Origin of the sequence: Paenibacillus contaminans (assembly GCF_003285015.1) — a bacterium.
Taxonomy (GTDB): domain Bacteria; phylum Bacillota; class Bacilli; order Paenibacillales; family NBRC-103111; genus Paenibacillus_V; species Paenibacillus_V contaminans.
In genome coordinates, this window is record NZ_QMFB01000033.1 from 47,768 (window position 1) to 68,716 (window position 20,949).

Below are 20,949 nucleotides of genomic sequence, written 5' to 3' on the forward strand. Positions count from 1 at the left end.
GCAAGAAATGATAGAGTTAAGGTTCCCGTTATGTTAAAATTATAGCCAGAAAGCCCATAAGTTGGGCCGTTTCCCATGCGGGAAACGCACAAGTCCGGAATTCGTTTTCTACATAAATAGACTAGATAGATTTTCATTGGCGTTCTGGAAGGAGAGGAAGTTAACAGATGAAGCGAAGCAAAAGGAAGGAACAGCGTTTTTCCGTCCGCAAGGCGGCCGGGGCAATGGCGGCCGTGTTGGCGTTATCGCCGGCTGTAGGCGCGGTTACGGCCGTCGCGGCAGGCAGCCCAGTGTTTTCCAATGAAATCCTTAATCAGCTTATGATCAAGGGCGGTACTCCGCATACGCTTGATTTAAGCGAATTTTTCAGCGATCCGGATGAGGGGGACACTCTTTCCTATTCCATTAACAGTCTCGATCCGGAATCTCCGGGCATAGCGGGCGTCGGCATAACGGACGGAACATTCCTGCAAATCACTCCCGGAACCGTGGCATCCCCTGACTACTACAGCTATAAGATTGCGGCGACGGACACGGTCGGCAATGTCACTTACTCCAATCCCTTTACTGTACGCACGGCGTCGTCTCCGGTGGGGGGCAGCGAGCCGGTTATTAAGTATAGGTATATCAGCAATGGCTACACCAAGATTCTAAATCCTACAATCCCTAACGTCTTTGCGGACGAGGACAGCTCAGAGCTGACAGTAACCGTCTCCCCGCCTTCCGACGGGCTTTATTCAAGCCAATCGGCAAACTGGAATGGAGAAAGTCTGCAACCGTTCTTTATTATCAATAAAACGGGCACCGAGACCGTCACGCTGACGGCTAGGGACAACGACTATCGGGAGGACGGGACAGGCACTGCGGAAGCGGTGAGCCTCCTCACGCTGGATGTAATAGAGAACAGGGAGCCGCAAAAGAAAATTTCCGAAGCTGCGGTTGCGGTTACGGCGAACCCGGCCGGCGGAGCAATTATTGATCTAAGCGAGTATTTCGACGATGCCGATCTTGCCGAGGATTTTATAAACGAAGAAGTTCTGGGATACCAATTGTCATATGATTCGGGCTCTGTTTACGCTCGGGAAAACGGCCATTTGCTGAATGTTTCGGGCGTGTCGCCCGGCCAAACGGTTCCTGTAATGGTAAGCGCGATTGATAACGGCGGCCTGATCTCCGAGCCGATCACGTTCAATCTGACGATTGAGCCTGCTATAATTGTCAGGGTCAACGGTGAAGCTCCTGAAGCGCCGATCGTAAATAAGCAATCGGAGCTGAGCATCCAAGTGATTCCGCCGGCAGGCTTCGCTCCGGAGAACGTCTATTTGCGGCCTTCCGAGGTAATTGTCGGAGCAGCCGAAACGCCGGGACAGGATATTGTCGTTCCGCTATATGAAGGCGGCGCGTATGGCGGGATTGAGGCATCCGATATTCCCGTGGGCGAGTATTGGTTGTATACGCTTGACAGCGACGGTAAAGTCAATATGGTTTCGAAGCCGTTCTTGGTCGCGGATCTTGCTGCTCTGAAGCCGCAGTTCGACCTGAATGGAGATGAAAAAATCGAGATCGGCGACATTGTCAAACTCCAGAGCTTGACCGACGCGGGGTTTAGCGATGTGACCAAAGACGGTAATTATGACCGCAGAGACATGCGGTATTTGCTGACGCTTATCGGTTCCTCCAGCCGCCCCGGCTCTCAGGAGGGCGGAGTATAATACTTGGCTAGCGATGCCGCGTGTTTGATCGAGTAGCGGACGGACATCACGATCAAACCGTGGCTCCAGAGACGCACTCCGTACCGCCGCCGGCTCGTGTTCTGAACGGTTAATGAGCGTTAGTAATCGACACGCAAACAATCACTAGTTCTCGTCCACAATACGTGTTTTGGCCGTTTAGTGAGGCAAACGTTATGATTCATGAGACAGTCCTCGCTGTTCTTGCCTACACGTGTTTTGGCCGCTTAATGAGGCACTCGTTATGATTCATGAGGCAGTCCTCATTAGTTCTCGCTCATAACACTCGCCTGGTCGGTTAATGAGGCAAACGTTATTATTCATGAGGCAGTCCTCACTATTTCTCGCCCACAACACGAGATTTGGCCACATAATGAGGCAAACGTTATTATTCATGAGGCAGTCCTCACTATTTCTCGCCCACAACACGAGATTTGGCCACATAATGAGGCAAACGTTATTATTAGTGAGGATTACCTCATTAGCAATGAGGTTTTCTTCACTAATTGCTTAATCCATTCATATTGGCCGGCTAATGAGGCAAACGTTATTATTCGTGAGGCAGTCCTCACTATTTCTCGCCCACAACACGCGATTTGGCCACATAATGAGGCAAACGTTATTATTAGTGAGGAAAAGGAAATGAATAGTTCGGTTTGCCTCACTAGCTGCTGAAAACTGCAGCTAGACCTACAGTTTGCCGGTAAAATAGTGAGGATTGCCTCATTAGCAATGAGGTTTTCTTCACTAATTGCTTGGTCCATTCATAGAGGTTTGACAGCCGGCGTGTAACCGAGCACCAGCACCGCGCGCCGGCAGTCGCGCGTGGCGAGGTGCGGATTTATTAACGATCAAGCGTTCGATTCCGTAACAATCTTTAGCTTTAGATCGGACTGTGTACGAATAGACTAACCGCATTTCATGTAAGGTTCTTTGCTGCCATTCTTCTTACGAAACCCGCGGTTTGATTGCGGTTCCTTTCGTGACAAGTGCGGGCAGCACTCCTTAGAACCTATGCGGTCAGCCTACTAGGCGCACGCACGGTCAACTCTTAACTTGCAGATTTTTAGTGACGCAAATGAAATGCCGGCGGCCGACCATCGTGTTGGCCGCGTTTCGTTTGCATGAATAATGAGGGAGGAAAATCCGATGATAACCGCTTCCCAAGCCAGCATAGCCGCGCTTTTGAAGGAGAAGGATTTCGCGGGGGCGGAGCGGGCGGCCGCTGCGCATCTTCGGCAATTTCCGCTCGATGCCCAGAGCTGGGTGCTGCTGGGCGAAGCGCTGCTTCATCGGGGCTACGGCGAGACGGCCGGCCGCGTCTTCGAGCGGGCGCAGCTCCTCGATCCGCATGCCGCCTGGGCCGATACGGCTCGCGCTGCGGTCGGGCAAGCGCCTGCAGGAGATATGCGCATCGACATAGAAGCGATGCTCGACGTGCCGCGGGTAACTGTTGCCGCAGCGATTTTGGCGAAGGATGAAATCCGCTGTATAGATCGGTGCTTGCGAAGCCTGCTTGGCGCGGTAGACGAAATCGTCGTCATTGACTGCGGCTCGACAGACGGGACGAGAGAAGCGGCATCGGCATTTCCGGGCGTGAAGCTGGTGACGTTCGAATGGTGCGACGATTTTGCCGCGGCGCGCAACGCCGGGCTGCCGCATATTGAAAGTGATTGGGTCATATGGGTCGATGCGGATGAATCGCTGTGGCCCGAGGACCGCGCGAATATTCGTACGGCAGCGGGCTTGTTCGGGAAGCTTGCGCAGCTCGTCATCATCAACGCCGGCGTACAAGAGCACCAAAACGGGGATGCCGGGATCAAATATAACAGAAGCCGCATGTTTCCGCTGAACAGAGGGCTTCGTTACAAGGGACGCGTGCATGAGCAGATCGGGGGAGCTGAGGGATTGTCCGCGCGCGACCCGATCGGCAAGCCGGTGCTTATCCGTTTTCATCACGACGGCTACGAGCCTTCGGTAATGAAGCAAAAGCAAAAGCTGGCCCGCAATGTCCGTCTTCTCGAGATGATGCTGCGCGAGGAGCCCGACAATCCGGGCTGGCTGTTTTTCTACGGGAGAGACATGCTGGGAACCGGCGACTGCGGGAAGGCGCAGGAGGCGCTGCGCGCAGCGGAGCGGCATGCGCCGGCAAGCCCGCATTTCAGCCGTATTGCGGAGGTGCGGCTCCTGCTGGCTTTTACGCATTTGCAAGCGGGTGAGCTGGAAGAAGCGGAAAGCGCATGCCGCAGGGCGCTCGAGAGCATTCCGGACTTCCCGGATGCGCTTGTGATGCTTGCGGAAATCGAATTGAAGCGCGCATACCGGCTTGTTCAGTCAGCCGAATCCCGCCTGCGCAAAGCGAAGGACGTATATCCGTCCTATCGGGGCGTCGTAGAGGCGAGTCCCGATAGCGCGGGCTGGAAATCCGACTACTTGCTTGCCGAGGTGGCGCGCTTCGCTGGCAAGCAGGCGCAAGCAAAGCTGATGTACGAGAAGGTGCTGGAGCGGCTGCCGGAATATGAGCCGGCCCACAAACGGATCGCCCGCATCGAAGAGCAGCGGCTGCTGCTGAACGGGGTTCCGGTCAGGCGCTCCCCGGCCGCGTCCGATTAAACGGGCTAACCTGTCCGCTGCGTTACCGGTCGAGCCGCTCTGCAGGCGGCCACATCAAGTTCCGCTTGACGCAAGGCATGTTTCTCCGTCGCTGCCGCTTTCCGGTTGAAGCAGGGTGCGCATCGCCGTCGACGTCACGTTCAGCTTGACGTAAGGGTGCGCATCGCCGTCGACGTCACGTTCAGCTTGACGTAAGGGTGCGCATCGCCGTCGACGTCACGTTCAGCTTGACGTAAGGGTGCGCATCGCCGTCGACGTCACGTTCAGCTTGACGTAAGGGTGCGCATCGCCGTCGACGTCACGTTCAGCTTGACGTAAGGGTGCGCATCGCCGTCGACGTCACGTTCAGCTTGACGTAAGGGTGCGCATCGCCGTCGACGTCACGTTCAGCTTGACGTAAGGGTGCGCATCGCCGTCGACGTCACGTTCAGCTTGACGTAAGGGTGCGCATCGCCGTCGACGTCACGTTCAGCTTGACGTAAGGGTGCGCATCGCCGTCGACGTCACGTTCAGCTTGACGTAAGGGTGCGCATCGCCGTCGACGTCACGTTCAGCTTGACGTAAGGGTGCGCATCGCCGTCGACGTCACGTTCAGCTTGACGTAAGGGTGCGCATCGCCGTCGACGTCACGTTCAGCTTGACGTAAGGGTGCGCATCGCCGTCGACGTCACGTTCAGCTTGACGTAAGGGTGCGCATCGCCGTCGACGTCACGTTCAGCTTGACGTAAGGGTGCGCATCGCCGTCGACGTCACGTTCAGCTTGACGTAAGGGTGCGCATCGCCGTCGACGTCACGTTCAGCTTGACGTAAGGGTGCGCATCGCCGTCGACGTCACGTTCAGCTTGACGTAAGGGTGCGCATCGCCGTCGACGTCACGTTCAGCTTGACGTAAGGGTGCGCTTCGTCGTCGACGTCACGTTCAGCTTGACGTAAGGGTAAGCATCGCCGTCGACGTCACGTTCAGCTTGACGTAAGGGTGCGCATCGCCGTCGACGTCACGTTCAGCTTGACGTAAGGGTGCGCATCGCCGTCGACGTCATGTTCAGCTTGACGTAAGGGTGCGCATCGCCGCCGACGTCACGATCAGCTTGACGTAAGGGTGCGCTTTGCCGCCGACGTCACGATCAGCTTGACGTAAGGGCGCACTTCACCGTCGGTGCCACCGATTAACGCAAGGCGCGCTTCTCCGGGCGCGCCTTGCGTCGCTGCGCGCTATCGGTCAGACCGCATCCTCATGTATTTGCCAGTTCGGCAACACTACCGGCCTTGCCGGCTGCGATACATGCGCAGTAGGGCCGTTTAAACCGACGGCTTTCTTTTTGGAATGCTGAGCGTGTTCCACTCGCTGCTGCGAATCAGCTTGGCCGCATAGACGATTTGCCCGACATGATAACCGTAATGGCTGATCTGCCGCTGAATCGCCTGCAAGACCGAATGCGGCTCGCCGCGAATCGTGACCGTGCGCAGCACGTCCGCCTCCGTTAAGCCTTCGATCGTCGACAACACCAGCCCCCAGCCTTCCTCCCACAGCCGCAGAAGCTCCGCAAGGCTAGGCAGCCCGCCTTCGAATTCCTCGTCCCGCTGCCGGTTCGGCTTTTCGCCGTCCGTCGTCAGAAAATCGGTCCATCTCGACAACATATTCCCATGCATGTGCTTGACGATAATCGCAATGCTGTTCGACTCCGCATCGGGCGTATAATTGATCGTTTCATCGTTCAGCTGCGCCATGGCTTTATCGCCCAGCTTTTTAATTCCTTCAAAATCGCTGAGTACTTGCTGCAAATAGAGAGATGCAAAAGTCTGCTGTCCGTTTGCGCTCATGCGTATTCACGCTCCTTCGAATGCGATCGGCGATTCATGCCGTTCAAGGTAAAAAAACATTGACCGATCAGAACCACCGTCGTAAAATTAAACCGTTTCAAAGAAATCCCGACTACGTTTATATGAAAAGGAAGCAACCCATGGTCTTTCGTTCAATCGTTTTATGCCTTTATTTGGCTTCATTGTATGGTCTGTCGCATCAAATGGATGAGCTTCGCATGGTTTTTTATCCGACGCTTGGGGCGTTCGGTTTCTTGTTTCTGGTTCGCTCCGTCAAGGAAATGTTCAAAATCGTTTCGGCCGCCGTTCTGGCCGTCACTGTCGGAAGCCTCCTTTACGCGCTGTCTTCCGGTATGTTGTCCTTCTTCGTCACCGCTTTAATGGCCGTCATGTTCATCCAGAAGCTGCGTTTGAATGCGGCGCCGGTCGTGGCCGTGTCGTTCGTGCCGTTCTTCGCGAATCCGGCCGATATATGGTCCATCCCGCTGTCCGTATGCGGCTCCTTGCTCGGACTTATGTTGACGATGGTGCTGGCGGCGCAGGCGCCGGTAGTCGTCAGGCTGCTGGCGCAATGGAAGCTGAACCCGTTTAGGACGAAAAGCGCCCGTCTCGATGTTGCGGAGTAAGCAAAAGCGGGCTGTTACTCTCCTTCGTACACCATGCAGTGGAATTCTGCCAAGCCTGTCGGCGTATTCCTGACATAAGTATCGGTCAGGCGGAAGCCGGCTTTTTCGTATACCTTGCGGGCGCGGCCGTTCCAAACCAGCACTTCCAGATCGATTTCGTCGTCCGGCGCTCTGCGCTTCGCTTCCGCGACGATCGCTTTCACGAACGGCAAGCCATACCCTTGCCCGCAGCGATCAGGGCGCAGTCCGAGACCGATACGCGTAACGCCCACAATCGGAAAAAATTGCGCAAAGCCGATCAATTCTCCGCCTTCGTCCTCCACCGATGCATATTGCGCCTTCCGGATGTCCGGATCCGCGAATTCAAACGCTCGGGCAGCCATCGTCTCCCAAGGCTCGGATGTATAAATGTCGTACGGGGGCTCGTACCGCCATTCGCAAATGGCGCGGCCGTCCGTTTCGGTCATCTCCCTTATTCGAAGCTGCACCGGAAGATCGCCTCCTCTCTCTGTTCCATTTTGTCTTCAGTTCTATTATAACGTAACCGATCCGGCGCTTGCCGGTTTTCCAAAAAAATGCTTTCCTAAGAAAAGGAACTTATCGCCGTTCCGTTCGTATAAAGTGTCATACTTAATGTCCGGGAGGGAATTGCTGTCATGGCAAGCTTGGAATATCGTTTACTGGATGAGGAGCAACAAATGCCTTTATTGTATGAATATGCCCGTATCGGTCTCGGCGAGATCGCGCTGCGGTTTTCTTGCGATTATTTCGTGAAAGAACAGACGGTGTATGAGAAAACGTCCTGTTCGATGGAGAAGCGGGACTTGTATGTGATCTATGTGAAAAAGGCGGAGGAAGAACACGCATACGAAGCGGTTCAAGTGCAGCGCCCGGATTGGCGCGGAGTCCGCGTGGAGCTTCGAAAGTATACGAACGAGGCGATTCATTACCCCGTGCTCGACATCCGCGATTTTGAGGACGAGAGAGAGGCGCTGCTGCAAATCAACAGCCATTATGTATATGCCGATGGGAAGGAATGGGAGAAATCGTCGACCGAAATTGACGAGGACCGCAAACGGTACGTGGTGTATGTGCGGGAGGTGAACGACATTGGCTGAACAAGCTGAAAATAGACGAATTGCGGCCGGCACAAGCCCCGCCGCCAATAAAACGAAGCTGCTTGCGGCCATGTTTCTGACGACGGCGCTTGCGGTAGGTTCCGTCGGCTGCTCGGACAACAAGTCCAAATGCTACGACGACAACAAGGACGGCTATTGCGACGACGACGGCAGCTCTGTAGGCCGAAGCGCCGGATATTCCGGCGGTCATTATTATTATGTCCGGGGCAGCAAGCCTTCGGGAACGGTTACCGGCGGGAACGGCGTGACCTCGAGCGGAACGAACTCCGGCACCGGCGGCAGCTCGACATCGGGCTCGAACAGCTCGGTTACGACCTCGCAAGGCAGCGGCAGCTTTACGACGAAAGGCGGCAGCTCTAACAGCGTCTCATCGGGCTCCAAAGGCGGCATAGGCAGCTCGAGCAAATCGAGCAGCAGCTAGTCGGAAGCGCGAATTTCGGGTAGGGCCAAGGCTTGGAGGAGGGGAAGCATGGATTACACGCAGCGGCGCGCGCAGTTATATAGCAGTATCCGCGAAAAAGGCATTTTTACATGGGATTATATGTATGAAGAAGAATATGCGCTCGCAGATGTGCACCGTGTGTCCGCCGGCAAGCTGACAGAGATGGCCGAAGCGGCCGAACGGCTGGGCGAAGTGTTTCGAAAAGCAGTCGAAATCGTGCGGCAAGGCGACGACGAATTTTTGCTCGAGCTCGGCGTACCGGAAGCGGCGCTCGCCGCGGTAAGGCTGACCGTTCTGCCGGAATGGCCGACGGTCATCGGGCGGTTCGATTTCGCATATACGAAGAACGGCGTCAAAATGCTCGAATTCAACAGCGATACGCCGACCGGAATCGTCGAAGCCTACTATGTAAACGGCGAGGCTTGCCGTTATTATGGCCTTCGCGATCCGAACGAAGGGATGGCCGATCATCTGTGCCTGGCGCTGCAGCAAGCTGTGGACGCTTACGGCGAAGCCGGCTATCCGACGGAGCGCGTCGTGTTCAGCGCGCTCGGCTGGCACGAAGAGGACGCGTTGACGACCCGTTATTTGCTCGAAAGGTACGGCCGGCCGGCGGCATTCGTGCCGCTTTCGGAGCTGCGCGTCTACGAAGACCGGCTGCACGTATTGACCGAAGACGGCCGTCATGAGCCGATCGACGTGTTGTACCGTCTGCATGCGATCGAGAAGCTGGCGGAGGATGCCGATACCGACGGCTATCCGACAGGAGCGCATGCGCTCGATCTGATCGCCCGCGGAAGGCTGGCGACGATCAATCCGCCCGCGGCTTTTTTGGCTCAGCCCAAGTCGCTGCAGGCGCTCATCTGGACGCTGCACGAGGAAGGGCAGTTTTTTACCGAGACGGAGCACGAGGCGATCGAGAAATATATGCTGCCAACCTATATGGAGAACCGGTTTCAGGGCAAATGCGCCTATGTCAGCAAACCGATTCTCGGCCGCGAAGGCGGCGGCGTCACGTTGTTCGGAGCGGAAGGAGAGACGATCGCGCAGGACGGCGAAGAATTTTACTGGGAGCAGCCGATGGTCTATCAGGAGCTGGCGGAGCTGGAGACGCTGCGCGTGGAAACGATGAACGGCCCCTTTGAAGGAAAACTGCTGTGGGGGCAGTTTCTGATCGGCGGCAAGCCGTCCGCAGTGGTCGCCCGCATCGGCGGAGCCATTACGGGCAATTTATCGTGTTATTTGCCGGTTGCCGTGGAAGGGTAGCGATCGAGGCGTATCCTCATTTTTAATTCGGCCAATGCATGTTGAGCCGTTACAGTTACCTTTGTGTCACCAAAACAATTTAGGGAGGCAGGCAAGTTTATGCAATGGGATAATATCGCGAATTTTCTCATTTATTTGGGGGTGACGGTACCGCTGCTCGGGTTCGGATTTTTGATGTTCATGGTAACGACCCCGTACAAGGAGTTCCAAATTATTCGCGAAGGGGCGAACGGCGCCGATCAGCAAAAAGTGATGGCAGCCAAAGCGGTAGCCAACGACTTGGGCGGCAAAATAATCGGTTTGTCGCTCGTGCTTGCTTCAGCGGTGTATCACTCGCTCGGCATTGTCGATCTTATCATATGGGGATTGCTGGGGACGGCTTTCCAGGTCATCGTTTTTTATTTGTTCGAGCTCGTCACGCCGTTCAAGGTCATTAAGGAAATTCCGGCCGGCAACGTTTCGGTGGGCATTTTTACGTCAAGACTGAGCATAGCTACGGGTCTTCTGATGGCGGCGCTGATCAGCTACTAATCGAATGCAAGGGCTGCTGTCCGGGGCGATGGACGAACCGGCAGCAGCTCAAAAAGCTATACGTAACGGACCTAGCGGGATTCCCCTAGGTTTTTTTCGTTCCAGAATCGTCCGGCTCCGGCGCATGATAACGGGCTGCATAACCGGCTATCAGCCGTATGCTTTTCCGTGTCTTTGCCTTTTGCTTGGCTGTACGGCCTTGGAGATAGATTCTTACGTTTCTGCAAACGGTCCGTACATTTCTACATTCCATTCGCAGCTCATCGGCTATACGATAGTCCTATGAAAGCGGTTCCGGATTTCTGTGCGATACACGAGGGGACTGCCGCAATATCAAAAAGAGGAGAGTGTAAGCATGAGTAAACGAAACAAGCTGCTGGCGTTAAGCTTGTCGCTTATGGCTGTCGTTTTTGCCGGCTGCTCAGGAGGGGCGTCGCCGGATGCAAGTGCAGTGCCGGGAGCGTCTGCGGACAATAAGGGCGGGGCAAGTCCGGAGGCGAAGGACGGCGGGAAAACCGAGCAGACGGAGCTGCGGATCCTTTGGTGGGGCAGCCAGGACCGGCATGATATGACGCTCAAGGTGCTCGATCTGTTTCAGAAAAAATATCCGAACATTAAAGTGACGCCCGAGTTTACCGGATGGGACGGATACTGGGACAAATTGTCCGTGCAGATCAGCGGCGGCAACGCTCCGGACGTCATCCAGATGTCCTATGCGTATTTGAGCGATTATGTGAACCGGCAGGCGATGCTTGACCTGACCGGCCAAGGCATCGGCTTCGACGGCATCGAGGATAGTACGCTGAGCACCGGCAAGCTGAACGGCAAGCTGTACGCGGTACCGGCCGGAATAAGCTCATACGCGATGCTGTACGATCCCGCGATGCTGGAGAAGGCGAACATAAAGCTGCCCGAGCAGCCGACATGGGACGATTACGAGAAGATGGGCCAGCAGATCAAGGACAAGCTCGGCCGAGAAGGCATCGTGCTGATGGACGAGAGCGGCAATATCGACATTTTGAATTTGTACGTCAGGCAGAAAGGGATGGCCTTCTTCAGCGGCAATAAACTCGGATTTACCGAGCAGGCGCTGACCGAATATTTCAATTACTGGACGAAATTGCGCAAGGCGGGTACCGTAGCATCGGGCGCGTTGACCGCTTCGTTCGCGGGAGGGACGATCGAAAAATCGCCGATCGTGACCGGCAAAACCCCATTCACGATGTTCTCGATGAACCAGTACGTCTCTTATTTCGGGATGGCGAACCGGCCGCTTGAATTGGCGCTCACGCCGAGGCAGCCGGACGGGAAGGAAGCCAACTATTTGATTCCGTCGATGTATTGGTCCGTTTACAGCAAGAGCAAGCATACGAAGGAGGCGGCGATGCTGATCGACTTTTTGACCAACGATGTCGAAGCCGGCAAAATACAGGGTGTAAACCGCGGCGTCCCGATTTCCTCCAAAATCCGCGATGCGATCAAACCGCAGCTGAGCGAAACGGACAAGAAGCAAATCGCCTATATCGATAAAATAACGAAAATCGCCGTGCCTGCGGACGTCATCGAGCCGAAAGGGGCCGCCGAGGTACGTAATTTGCTGGTGTCCGTTACCCAGGAAATGCAGTTCGACAAGAAAACGCCGGAGCAAGCCGCGCAAGACTTTATCAAGAAGGCGAACGACATATTGGAAAAAGCGAAATAACGGCGTCCCAATCGCGGCATCGATAACGGGTTTATCGGGAAATGGAGGTGCGTATGCGCGCGAGTACGTTTCGGAGGAACGCCACTGCTTATTTGTTCATGCTGCCTTGGCTGGCCGGGCTGCTGCTGTTTACGATCGGCCCGGTCGCCAGCTCCTTGTATTTGTCCATGACGAAGTTCGATCTGCTGACGGATCCGCAGTGGATCGGCTTGCAAAATTATAAAGAAATCTTTTTAGAGGACAGTCGGTTTTACCAATCGTTGAAGGTTACTTTTTTCTTCGTTATCGTTTCGGTTCCGTGCAAGCTGCTGTTCGCTCTGCTCGTCGCGATGCTGCTGAACCGCGGCATCCGGGCGATCGGCTTGTACCGCAGCGTCTATTATTTGCCGTCGCTGCTTGGCGGCAGCGTGGCAATCGCCGTCATGTGGCGGCAAATTTTCGGCGATCTCGGCACCGTTAACAAGCTGCTGTCCGATTTGTTCGGCATTTCGGGACCGATTTGGCTCGGCGATCCGGATTATGCCATCTACCCGCTCATCATACTCGCGGTTTGGCAATTCGGCTCTTCGATGGTCATTTTCCTGGCGGGACTGAAGCAAATTCCGCAGCACTTGTACGAAGCTTCCGCGATCGACGGGGCGGGCAAATTTCAGCAATTCATAAAAATTACGGTGCCGATGCTGTCGCCGGTCATCTTTTTCAATCTCGTCATGCAGACGATCGGCGGGTTTATGGTTTTTACGCAAGGGTTCATCATTTCCAAGAACGGTCCGCTCGACTCGACGCTGTTCTATTCCATCTACTTGTACGAGAAAGGGTTCACTTATTTTAAAATGGGCTACGCTTCGGCGCTCGCATGGATATTGCTGGTGCTGGTCGGGGCCATGACGGTGCTTATTTTCCGCTCCTCGAAGATGTGGGTGCATTATGAATCGGAGGAGGGGAACGGATGACGGCTTTGACAATAGGCGGAAGACGGATGAAGCGCGTGCTGCTGCACATCGTTCTGGCGCTTTCCTGCCTCGTCATGATATATCCGGTGTTGTGGATGGTATTCAGCTCGTTCAAGCCGACGGCGGAAATTTTCTCTTCCGAGGCGCTGCTTCCGAAGCAATGGCTGTTTGCCAATTACAAGACGGGCTGGTTCGGCGTCCCCAAAATGAACTTCGGCACGTTCCTCGCCAATTCGTCGCTGATCAGTCTGCTCGTCGTTATCGGCAACATCGTCTCCGCATCGCTTGTCGCATTCGCTTTTGCCCGGCTGAGGTTCAAGCTTAAGTCGTTATGGTTCGGCGTCATGCTGATGACGATGATGCTGCCGGGACAGGTGACGCTCATTCCGCAATATGCGCTGTTTCACAAGCTGGATTGGATCAACACGTATTTGCCGCTGACCGTCCCGCATTTTCTCGGCGGTACGCCGTTCTTCATCTTCCTGCTCGTCCAGTTCATCCGCGGTATTCCGCGGGAGCTTGACGAAGCGGCTACGATCGACGGCTGCGGCACCTTTCAAATTTATTGGCGCATCGTCATGCCTTTGTGCGGTCCGGCGCTGATTACAACGGCCATATTCAGCTTTATTTGGACATGGGATGATTTTTTCGGGCAACTGATATACATTAATGATGTGAAGAAATATACGGCTCCGCTCGGGTTAAGACTGTTCCTTGACGGCAGCGGCAAAAACGAATGGGGACCGATGCTTGCGATGTCTGTGCTTTCTCTGCTTCCAAGCTTTGTCATTTTTATGACGTGTCAAAAGTATTTCGTTCAGGGCATCGCCACAAGCGGGTTGAAGGGCTGACGTGACGTGGGGCTGAACGGATTCGGCTGAAAACGAGGACATTCTGCGTCTCGCAAAGTGTCCTCTGGAATTCCGGAGCGGACGGCAAGCCGCTCTGCAGAAGATGAAGCGCCGGTAACGTGCGCCCGCCGTACTCCCGGGCCGGACGGCAACCGGTACGAAAAAACAGGAGCGGGAACATGCCGGCCGGCCGGACTTTTTCCCCAGGGAATAGACTTTGCCCTCATAGGAGGCTGATTGCGATGCGAATGGAAAGGACGGGGAAGTGGCGGCTGCAGCCGCTGCTTCTTCTTGCATTCGTGCTGTTTACCGGAGCGATGCTGCTTATAACGACGGCGATCATTTATTTCGGCGTTTCCCGCGTCATTACGGAGCAGACGAGCGAGACACGGCTGCAGCTCATAGCGGAAATGCAGAAGCAGCTGACCGCCCGCTTCCGGGAAGTGGAGGAAACCGCCCTTTCCATTTCGACGCATCCGAAAATAATCGAGGCCTTCTCGAATAAACCGGCGGACCCATACGACAACATTACGATACGGAAAGAAGTCAACCAAATCGTCGACCGATTCTGGTTCGCCAAGGCTTCCATCAAAAGCATTCAAATTTACAGCGACCGGTTCGACGAACTGGCCGGAATGTCGTCGGAGCATAATTTGCCATTATCGCTCATGTCTTGGCTGGAAGACAAGGACCGGCTCGATCAGTCGGACGCGCTCTGGGTGAAGTCGCATATGGAACCGAACGTGCAATACAATCCAAAGCCGGTCGTCACCTATATCAGCAAAATATTTACGGATAAAGGCGGCGTCGGCGGTTATTTGGCGATACATGTCGCGGAAGAGACGGTATTCGATTTATTCAAAGACCGCAAGCGTCAGGCGGGCACGATCGTACTGCTCGACAGCGGCGGCCGGTTGATCTCGCAGAGCGGGTCGAGCAACGACGGCGGCTTCGACCCGACGGCGAGACCGAAATGGCTGACCGAGCTGCTGCTCCTGCAGGATGAAGGCTACAAGTCCGCCAAAATCGGGGGAACCTCGAGCCTCATTCTCTTCTCCGCCCCGAATCATGCTCAGTGGCGTATTTTGGAAATGATTCCCGCCGACGAACTATATCGGGGCGTTCGAACGATTCGGAATATCGTGCTTGCGATCGGCTTGCTCGGCATTTTGCTGTCGTTCCCGGCCGCATCTTATTTGTCCAAACGCATTATTCGGCCGATTCCCGAGCTGCTGGCAGGCTTCAAGCAAATTCAGGGCGGCAATTTCAACACGCAAGCGGCGGAGCAAAATCCGATCGTCGAATTCAATCAATTGTCGCAGAGCTTCAACCGGATGGCTGCGCAGCTGAAGGAGCTGCTCGCCCAGCTGCGGGAGGAGCACCGGGCCAAGCGGCAGGCCGAATATGCCGCCCTGCAAAGCCAGATCAATCCGCATTTTTTATACAATACGCTCGATATGATCAATTGGATGGCAGCGCGCAAAGGGGCCCACGACGTCAGCCAGATGGCGTCGAAGCTGGCAAAGCTGTTCCGAATCAGCCTCAGCAAAGGGAAAACGTTCATCAAGCTTGGCGATGAGCTGGAGCACGGCTTGCTTTATGCGCAAATTCAGCAGGCCCGTTTCAAGGACCGGTTTACGTATGAGTCTTATGCGGAGCCTGCTCTGAAAGAACTGTACGTGCCGAAGCTTATTCTTCAGCCCTTTATCGAAAATGCGATCATTCACGGATTTCCCAAACAGCTGGAGCGGCAAGGAGTCGTGAAAGTGTCGGCCGAGCTGCGGGGCGAGTCGGTCTTGTGCCTGATTATCGAAGACAACGGCTACGGGCTCCCGGCCGACTGGAATGGGAAGGGATCGGAGTACGGCTCTCCGAACGCGGACGGGACTAGCGGTTACGGCATCGGCAATGTCAGACAGCGGATCGAGCTCTATTTCGGAAAGGCATACACGGTGCAACTGACCGGCTGCGGCACCGCAGGCGTACGGGTTGAAATTACGCTGCCGCGTTTCGATTCGACGGACGAGCTGGAACGATATATAAACCGGGGAGATGATCGGGATGAACATCTTATTGGTTGACGATGAAGAGCATGTCATCGATGGATTGCGCGAGATGATCGATTGGGAAGCGCTGCATATCGACCGAGTGTTTACAGCCGCGGACGGGGAAGAGGCGTGGCAATTGTACTGCAGCCACCGGCCTGACGTCGTGCTGACGGATGTGGCGATGCCGCAGATGAACGGACTTGAGCTGTCCGCCCGGATTCGCCGGGAGGATCCGCATGTCCCGATCGTCATCTTAAGCGGCTACGACGATTTCGAATATGCGCGCGAGGCCGTTCATCTGAGCGTATCCCGCTATATTCTAAAGCCGGCGGTGTTCACCGAAATTCAGGAGATGCTCGCCGAAGTGATCGGCGATCTTGAAGCGGTCCGGAAGCAGAAGCAATACGCCGACGAATTTTCCCGGCAGATGAAGCATTCGATACCGCTGCTGCGCGAGCAGCTGTTATTCGATCTCGTCGTTACCGGCGGCGCCGTCGTGACGGCGGAGCAGCTGCGTTTCCATCAGCTCGAAGACGAGCTGATGACCGGCGGCCTCGTCGTGACGATCGGGCTGTACCGGACGGATGACGCGAGATTCGCGAGCGAGCGGGACTGGCAGCTGTTCAAGTTTTCGGTCGCGAATATCGTGTCGGAGACGATCGCGGCAGCGGACGACATACCGGGCGGCTGTTTTCTTCTCCGCTACGTAGAGGACCGGCTTCCGCTTCTCGTGATAAGCATGAATGCCGGCGAAGCCGTCTTGAGAGCGCGGCGGCTGGCCGAGGCGGTTCTCGAAAGCGTCACCCGTCATCTCGGGATCGAGCTGAATGTCGCCATCGGCGGGTGGTTCGGCAAGGCGGGGCAATACCGCGCCTCTTATGTGCAATGCTGCGACATGCTTCGGTCGCTCGACTTCGAAGGATACCACAGAATCGTGTCGGCGGATGAGGAAAACGACTATGCCGCTTCTATGGCGTACGATCCGCTCAAAGCCATCCGGCTGCTGAGCGGAACTTTCCGGCAGGGCGGCTGGGGCGAAACGGCGGAGATGTGGCGGGAAATGCGCGGTGCGCTGCTGCGCGAATCGGTGCCGCTAGGCGTCGCGCAAATTGCCGCCATCTCGCTGATGAGCGGGCTGACGCTGGAATTGGCGGAGGAGGAGCGCGAGAATGCGAACCGTTTTTTGCCCATCGTTCAGGACATATACAAGCACCGCTCCAAAGAAGCCGTTGTCCAGCTTGTCGAGGATCAGTTGAATGCGCTGCTCGAACAGTTTCGTCAGCGTGAATCGCAGCAGCGTCCGTCACATGATTGCGTCCGTAAGTTAATCGAGCAGATCGAATCCCGTTTCGCGGAGCCGCTCTCGTTCTCGGAGCTGGCAAGGCAGCTGCACATGACGCGCAATCATTTAAGCTATTTATTCAAGCGGGAAACCGGCACGAGCTTTATCGCCTACTTGACGAGCTACCGCATCGAAAGGGCCAAGGAGCTGCTTAATGCGAACCGGTACATGATCTACGAAATCGCGGAGAAGGTCGGCTATTCCGACGCCGCGTATTTTAGCCGCGTGTTCAAAAACGCAACCGGCGTATGTCCGCTCGAATATACGCATTCGCAGCGCCAATAGAAAATTTTTCAAAAAAACTGAACGATTTCCGCTTCTCATTCGTATTACTTTCGAGAAGAAAATTAGGGGAGTGGAAACCGGATGAAACATGTAAAGCAAACGGCAGCTGCCGTTATCTTGAGCGCCGCTATAGCGATGCCGGCGGTAAGCGGGACCGCGGCTGCGGCAGAGGCTGCAGTTACGGCAGCTGCCGCTTCGGAAGCGGCCGTCGCCGGGTATGTCCCGGTCCGTGAAATTGCCGAAAAGGCGGGCGCGGTCGTAACCTGGGAAAATAGTACGCGTACCGTAACCGTAAAGCGGGGAGGCATGACGCTTATTTTGCAAATAGGCAGCGCCCAGGCGGAGTTAAACGGAAAAACGATCGAGCTGGGGGAGACGATCGAGCTTGTCAACGAGAAAACGGTAGTTCCGATGGAGCTGCTCCGTCAGCTGCGGCTCGATCAAGAGGTTAGCGCCGAAACGCCTGCTCTTACCGGGACTGCCGCAGTGGCCGCCGCTTTTTTGGAGCAGCTGAACGCCGGGGAATTTGCAGCCGCGCATAAATCGCTGAGCCCGAATCTGCAAGCCGCTTTACCGCTGCCGGGTTTGCAGCAAATATGGCAAATGGCCGGGCAGCAAGCCGGAGAGCTTGGGAAGATGCTTTCGGCAAACGCCGTATCGAACGGGGTACACGATAACGTTACGTTTATTTTCGAGGGGACGAGCGTCCCTGTTGAAGTGACGATCCGGCTGGATAAGGCCGGACTTGTCGATGATTTCGGCTTGGCGCCTGCACAGCCGTCTGTTGGTTACATAAAGCCTTCCTATGACGACGACACGAAATATACGGAGCAAGAGGTCGTCATCGGCGAAGGCGCCTTCGCGCTGCCCGGAACGTTGACGATGCCTGCCGGTGAGGGGCCTTTCCCGGTCGTCGTGCTCGTTCATGGGTCGGGTCCGCACGACCGGGATTCAACCATAGGCGGCGTGAAGCCATTCCGGGACTTGGCCGTCGGCTTGGCTGCGCAGAACATTGCCGTTCTTCGCTACGAGAAGGTGACGAAGGAGCATAACTTGAAATTCGCCTTGGATCCGAAGCAGACGCTGCAGCGGGAAACGGTCGACGATGCGCTTGAGGCCGTAGAGCTGTTGAAGGGCACGAAAGGAATCGACCCTGCGCGCATCTATGTAGCCGGCCACAGCCAAGGCGGGATGGCGGTGCCGAAAATGATCGGGCTAGATCAGGCTGGCGACATCGCCGGGGCGGTCATCCTATCGGCTCCGAGCTTGGGCTTGGCGGAGACGCTGATCGAGCAGCAGCAGGAAGTGGTGGAGCGGGTAAAAGGCTTGGGTTTTCCCGCCGAAGTGACGGCCGCTTATGAGCAATCGGCCGCTGCATGGATTGAAATCGGCAAAATGGTCGCCGATCCGCAAAATACCGTTGACCATATCCCAGCTAACTTCCCGCTGCCTCAGCCGTACTGGTGGTTCGAGCAGAAAAACTACCAGCCGGCTGAAACGGCGAAGAAGCAAAACCTTCCGCTGCTCATTATGCAGGGTGAGAATGATTGGCAGGTGTCCATGAAGCAGTTCGACGGTTGGAAGAAGACGCTTCAGGAGCGGAAGGACGTTCAATTCAAGTCGTATCCGGGCGTGAACCACGTGCTGACGGTATACGAAGGCGTTTCGATCGGCGCCGAATACGGCCAGCCGGCTAACGTTGCACCGGCCATTATCGATGACATCGCGAAGTGGGTTACCGGCGGCAGTCTCGAATAGACGATCGCGTGAAAAAGGAAAAAAGCCTAGCGGAATTCCAACTCCGCTAGGCTTTTTTTAAACTATTGGAAAGTATATCGAGGAACATCTTGTCGAACGATTAAGACTTCGCCACGACAGGCAAATAAATTTCGACGAGCGCATGCTCGCGGTCCGTAATCGGCTCGGGGTAATATTCGAAGTCGGCGCAGACTGCCGGATCGATCTCATACCCGGATTGGGGGAGCCATACGTCATATACGCAGCGGAATTATCCCTCGATTTTGACGTCGAACCCGACCTCGAACATGCGCTTCCATGGCAGAAAAACGTTTTCGACCGTAACGTTTCCTTCGCGTACGCTGCCGATTTTTTCGGCTGCAAAGGCGTTCAGCTTCCCGGTTAAAATGCGGTACAGCTCGTCGCGGACATGGTACAGGTTATAATAGCTGGCGCCCAGCTCGGGCAGCACTTCTCGAACGGTCTCCTGCCGGATGATCGACATGTAGCCCCAGTCCTCGATCAGGCGCTTATAGTAGTAGGCGCGGCTGACGGCGCGCGCTTTCGCTTGGGCCTCGTCGTTTGCGAGCCGCTCATAGTAGGAAATGACGATAAGATGCGAAATGACGGTGCCGAGCGTGTTGCCCGACGTATTCCAGCCTGCGTAAGCAGTCAATTGATCGAGCAGGCCGAGCTTGCCGAGCAAATTCATCAGCACGACATCGGAGCCGTTGCAGATGGCGACGTCGCCAAGTCCGACGAGCTTGCCTTTACGCAAATAATGCTTGATCGCCTCGCTGAATTCCCTATAGTGAATTTCCGAAAAATATGTCCGGCTGCGGTTCTCGAACGGTCCCTGCTCAGCCATAAGACGTTGTTCGGCTGGAGGCGCATTGACCATCAAGACGATATCGGTTTCGACGGAGTTGTCGGCCATAACGCCGCCGGCCGCGGTAATATGCGATTTGATGCTTTCCTGCAGGCTGCGGTCCTCGTATTTCGGTTTCATCATCGGCCCGATCGTGGACGAGTAGCGGACGAATATTTCCGGTACGTACCCCTTGACTTCCCCGAACACTCTAGCAAATAAAATGCAGCCGATTTCGTCCGCTCCCGGATAGATCATGACCCGGTCGAACAGATTCGCTTTTTGTACGCGCACGATCAGCTCACGCTGCTCCTTCGGAGAGAAGCCGTATTGCGAGTTGTCGTCCAGCGGAATGATGAGGTTGTCGATAATTCCCTCTTCGGTCAGCGCGATGACATGACGGTTTACCTCCGCATTAACCGCACGGCGTCCCACGAAGTCGTTTAATACGTCCTCCGGAATATGTCGGGTCACCGCATCAAGCTCGATCCGATCCTCTTCCGTCAGCTCGCCGCGTTCGGCCTTATCCGTCAGCCAGCCGAATTTAAAAATATCGGAGCCGTAATCGGCGTAATAATCCGGTTCTTCTTCGCTCGTGCTCATGCTCGGAACGCGCATGATGAGGTTGAACGCGTGGATACGGATGTTAGGGTTGCGTTTTTTGACGGAGCGAAGCAGGTCGAGACGCTCCGCGCACTGCTCAAACGATAGCTGATGCAGCCGGGAAGGGACTATGCCTCCGTAGAGGAGCATGTCGATCGAAACGATCAAATATTCCGCTTCGGCAGCAGTGTCGCGAAGCCAATCGTGCAGAGCGGAAATATCGGCCGGCTTTTTTTTGTCGCCTAGCAGCTTTATGTCGGGCGCGATCAGCGCAAGGTCCGTCATGTCGGCCAAATGCTGAGGGTATTGCAGGTTGCAGGGTCTTTCGTCGAGCGGCAAGTATACGATTCTTGTCATGATGTCAGGCTCCTTTTCGTTTCTCGGAAGATTTT

16 protein-coding genes are annotated in these 20,949 nt (G+C 55.4%); 13 read left to right on the forward strand and 3 right to left on the reverse strand.

Translation table 11 applies throughout. From position 1 onward, the window contains the following. Positions 1-167 precede the first annotated feature (167 nt). Together DQG23_RS34680 and DQG23_RS34685 are read left to right on the forward strand one after the other, a co-directional pair. A complete protein-coding gene (locus DQG23_RS34680) occupies positions 168-1,712 on the forward strand; it encodes a hypothetical protein (RefSeq protein ID WP_113035628.1) in 1,545 nt (514 codons plus the stop codon). A gap of 1,167 nt (positions 1,713-2,879) precedes the next feature. Further along, positions 2,880-4,343: a glycosyltransferase gene (locus tag DQG23_RS34685; protein WP_158560860.1), complete on the forward strand. Its 1,464-nt coding sequence runs from the start codon at positions 2,880-2,882 to the stop codon at positions 4,341-4,343. A 1,299-nt stretch (positions 4,344-5,642) separates the two neighbouring features. Here DQG23_RS34685 and DQG23_RS34690 read toward each other — a convergent pair. Then, a complete protein-coding gene (locus tag DQG23_RS34690; RefSeq protein WP_113035630.1) occupies positions 5,643-6,164 on the reverse strand; it encodes a DUF1572 family protein in 522 nt (173 codons plus the stop codon). Between the two features lie 140 nt (positions 6,165-6,304). Here DQG23_RS34690 and DQG23_RS34695 point away from each other — a divergent pair, with 140 nt between their 5' ends. After that, the gene (locus DQG23_RS34695) at positions 6,305-6,790 is read left to right on the forward strand and encodes a hypothetical protein (protein ID WP_113035631.1); all 486 of its coding nucleotides are present in this window, start codon (positions 6,305-6,307) and stop codon (positions 6,788-6,790) included. 14 nt (positions 6,791-6,804) lie between these two features. Here the strand turns inward: DQG23_RS34695 and DQG23_RS34700 are convergent, their stop codons facing one another. Then, positions 6,805-7,278 carry a GNAT family N-acetyltransferase gene (locus DQG23_RS34700; protein ID WP_272949087.1) on the reverse strand — a complete coding sequence of 158 codons (474 nt, stop codon included), beginning with the start codon at positions 7,276-7,278 and terminating at the stop codon, positions 6,805-6,807. 168 nt (positions 7,279-7,446) lie between these two features. On the opposite strand from DQG23_RS34700, the gene DQG23_RS34705 reads away from it, so the two are divergent. The 10 genes from DQG23_RS34705 (at position 7,447) to DQG23_RS34750 (ending at position 19,107) form a co-directional block, all read left to right on the forward strand. After that, on the forward strand, positions 7,447-7,908 hold the full coding sequence (locus DQG23_RS34705; RefSeq protein ID WP_113035633.1) for a hypothetical protein: 462 nt from the start codon (positions 7,447-7,449) through the stop codon (positions 7,906-7,908). Further along, the gene (locus DQG23_RS42670) at positions 7,901-8,350 is read left to right on the forward strand and encodes a hypothetical protein (protein ID WP_192894671.1); all 450 of its coding nucleotides are present in this window, start codon (positions 7,901-7,903) and stop codon (positions 8,348-8,350) included. The genes DQG23_RS34705 and DQG23_RS42670 overlap by 8 nt, the downstream gene beginning before the upstream one ends. A gap of 48 nt (positions 8,351-8,398) precedes the next feature. Then, on the forward strand, positions 8,399-9,637 hold the full coding sequence (locus DQG23_RS34715; RefSeq protein WP_113035634.1) for a glutathionylspermidine synthase family protein: 1,239 nt from the start codon (positions 8,399-8,401) through the stop codon (positions 9,635-9,637). Between the two features lie 99 nt (positions 9,638-9,736). Then, on the forward strand, positions 9,737-10,168 hold the full coding sequence (locus DQG23_RS34720) for a DUF350 domain-containing protein (protein WP_113035635.1): 432 nt from the start codon (positions 9,737-9,739) through the stop codon (positions 10,166-10,168). Positions 10,169-10,523: 355 nt separating this feature from the next. Then, on the forward strand, positions 10,524-11,870 hold the full coding sequence (locus tag DQG23_RS34725; RefSeq protein WP_113035636.1) for an ABC transporter substrate-binding protein: 1,347 nt from the start codon (positions 10,524-10,526) through the stop codon (positions 11,868-11,870). Positions 11,871-11,923: 53 nt separating this feature from the next. Continuing rightward, positions 11,924-12,823 carry a carbohydrate ABC transporter permease gene (locus DQG23_RS34730; protein ID WP_113035637.1) on the forward strand — a complete coding sequence of 300 codons (900 nt, stop codon included), beginning with the start codon at positions 11,924-11,926 and terminating at the stop codon, positions 12,821-12,823. Next, positions 12,820-13,674 (forward strand): carbohydrate ABC transporter permease, encoded by an 855-nt coding sequence (locus DQG23_RS34735; RefSeq protein ID WP_113035638.1) that lies wholly within the window; start codon positions 12,820-12,822, stop codon positions 13,672-13,674. The genes DQG23_RS34730 and DQG23_RS34735 overlap by 4 nt, the downstream gene beginning before the upstream one ends. A gap of 242 nt (positions 13,675-13,916) precedes the next feature. Then, a complete protein-coding gene (locus tag DQG23_RS34740) occupies positions 13,917-15,755 on the forward strand; it encodes a cache domain-containing sensor histidine kinase (RefSeq protein ID WP_158560861.1) in 1,839 nt (612 codons plus the stop codon). Continuing rightward, positions 15,736-17,349 carry a response regulator gene (locus DQG23_RS34745; RefSeq protein ID WP_158560862.1) on the forward strand — a complete coding sequence of 538 codons (1,614 nt, stop codon included), beginning with the start codon at positions 15,736-15,738 and terminating at the stop codon, positions 17,347-17,349. The genes DQG23_RS34740 and DQG23_RS34745 overlap by 20 nt, the downstream gene beginning before the upstream one ends. An 81-nt stretch (positions 17,350-17,430) precedes the next feature. After that, on the forward strand, positions 17,431-19,107 hold the full coding sequence (locus DQG23_RS34750; protein WP_113035641.1) for an alpha/beta fold hydrolase: 1,677 nt from the start codon (positions 17,431-17,433) through the stop codon (positions 19,105-19,107). 250 nt (positions 19,108-19,357) lie between these two features. Here the strand turns inward: DQG23_RS34750 and DQG23_RS34755 are convergent, their stop codons facing one another. Next, a complete protein-coding gene (locus tag DQG23_RS34755) occupies positions 19,358-20,914 on the reverse strand; it encodes a DUF4127 family protein (protein WP_113035642.1) in 1,557 nt (518 codons plus the stop codon). Positions 20,915-20,949: the final 35 nt, after the last annotated feature.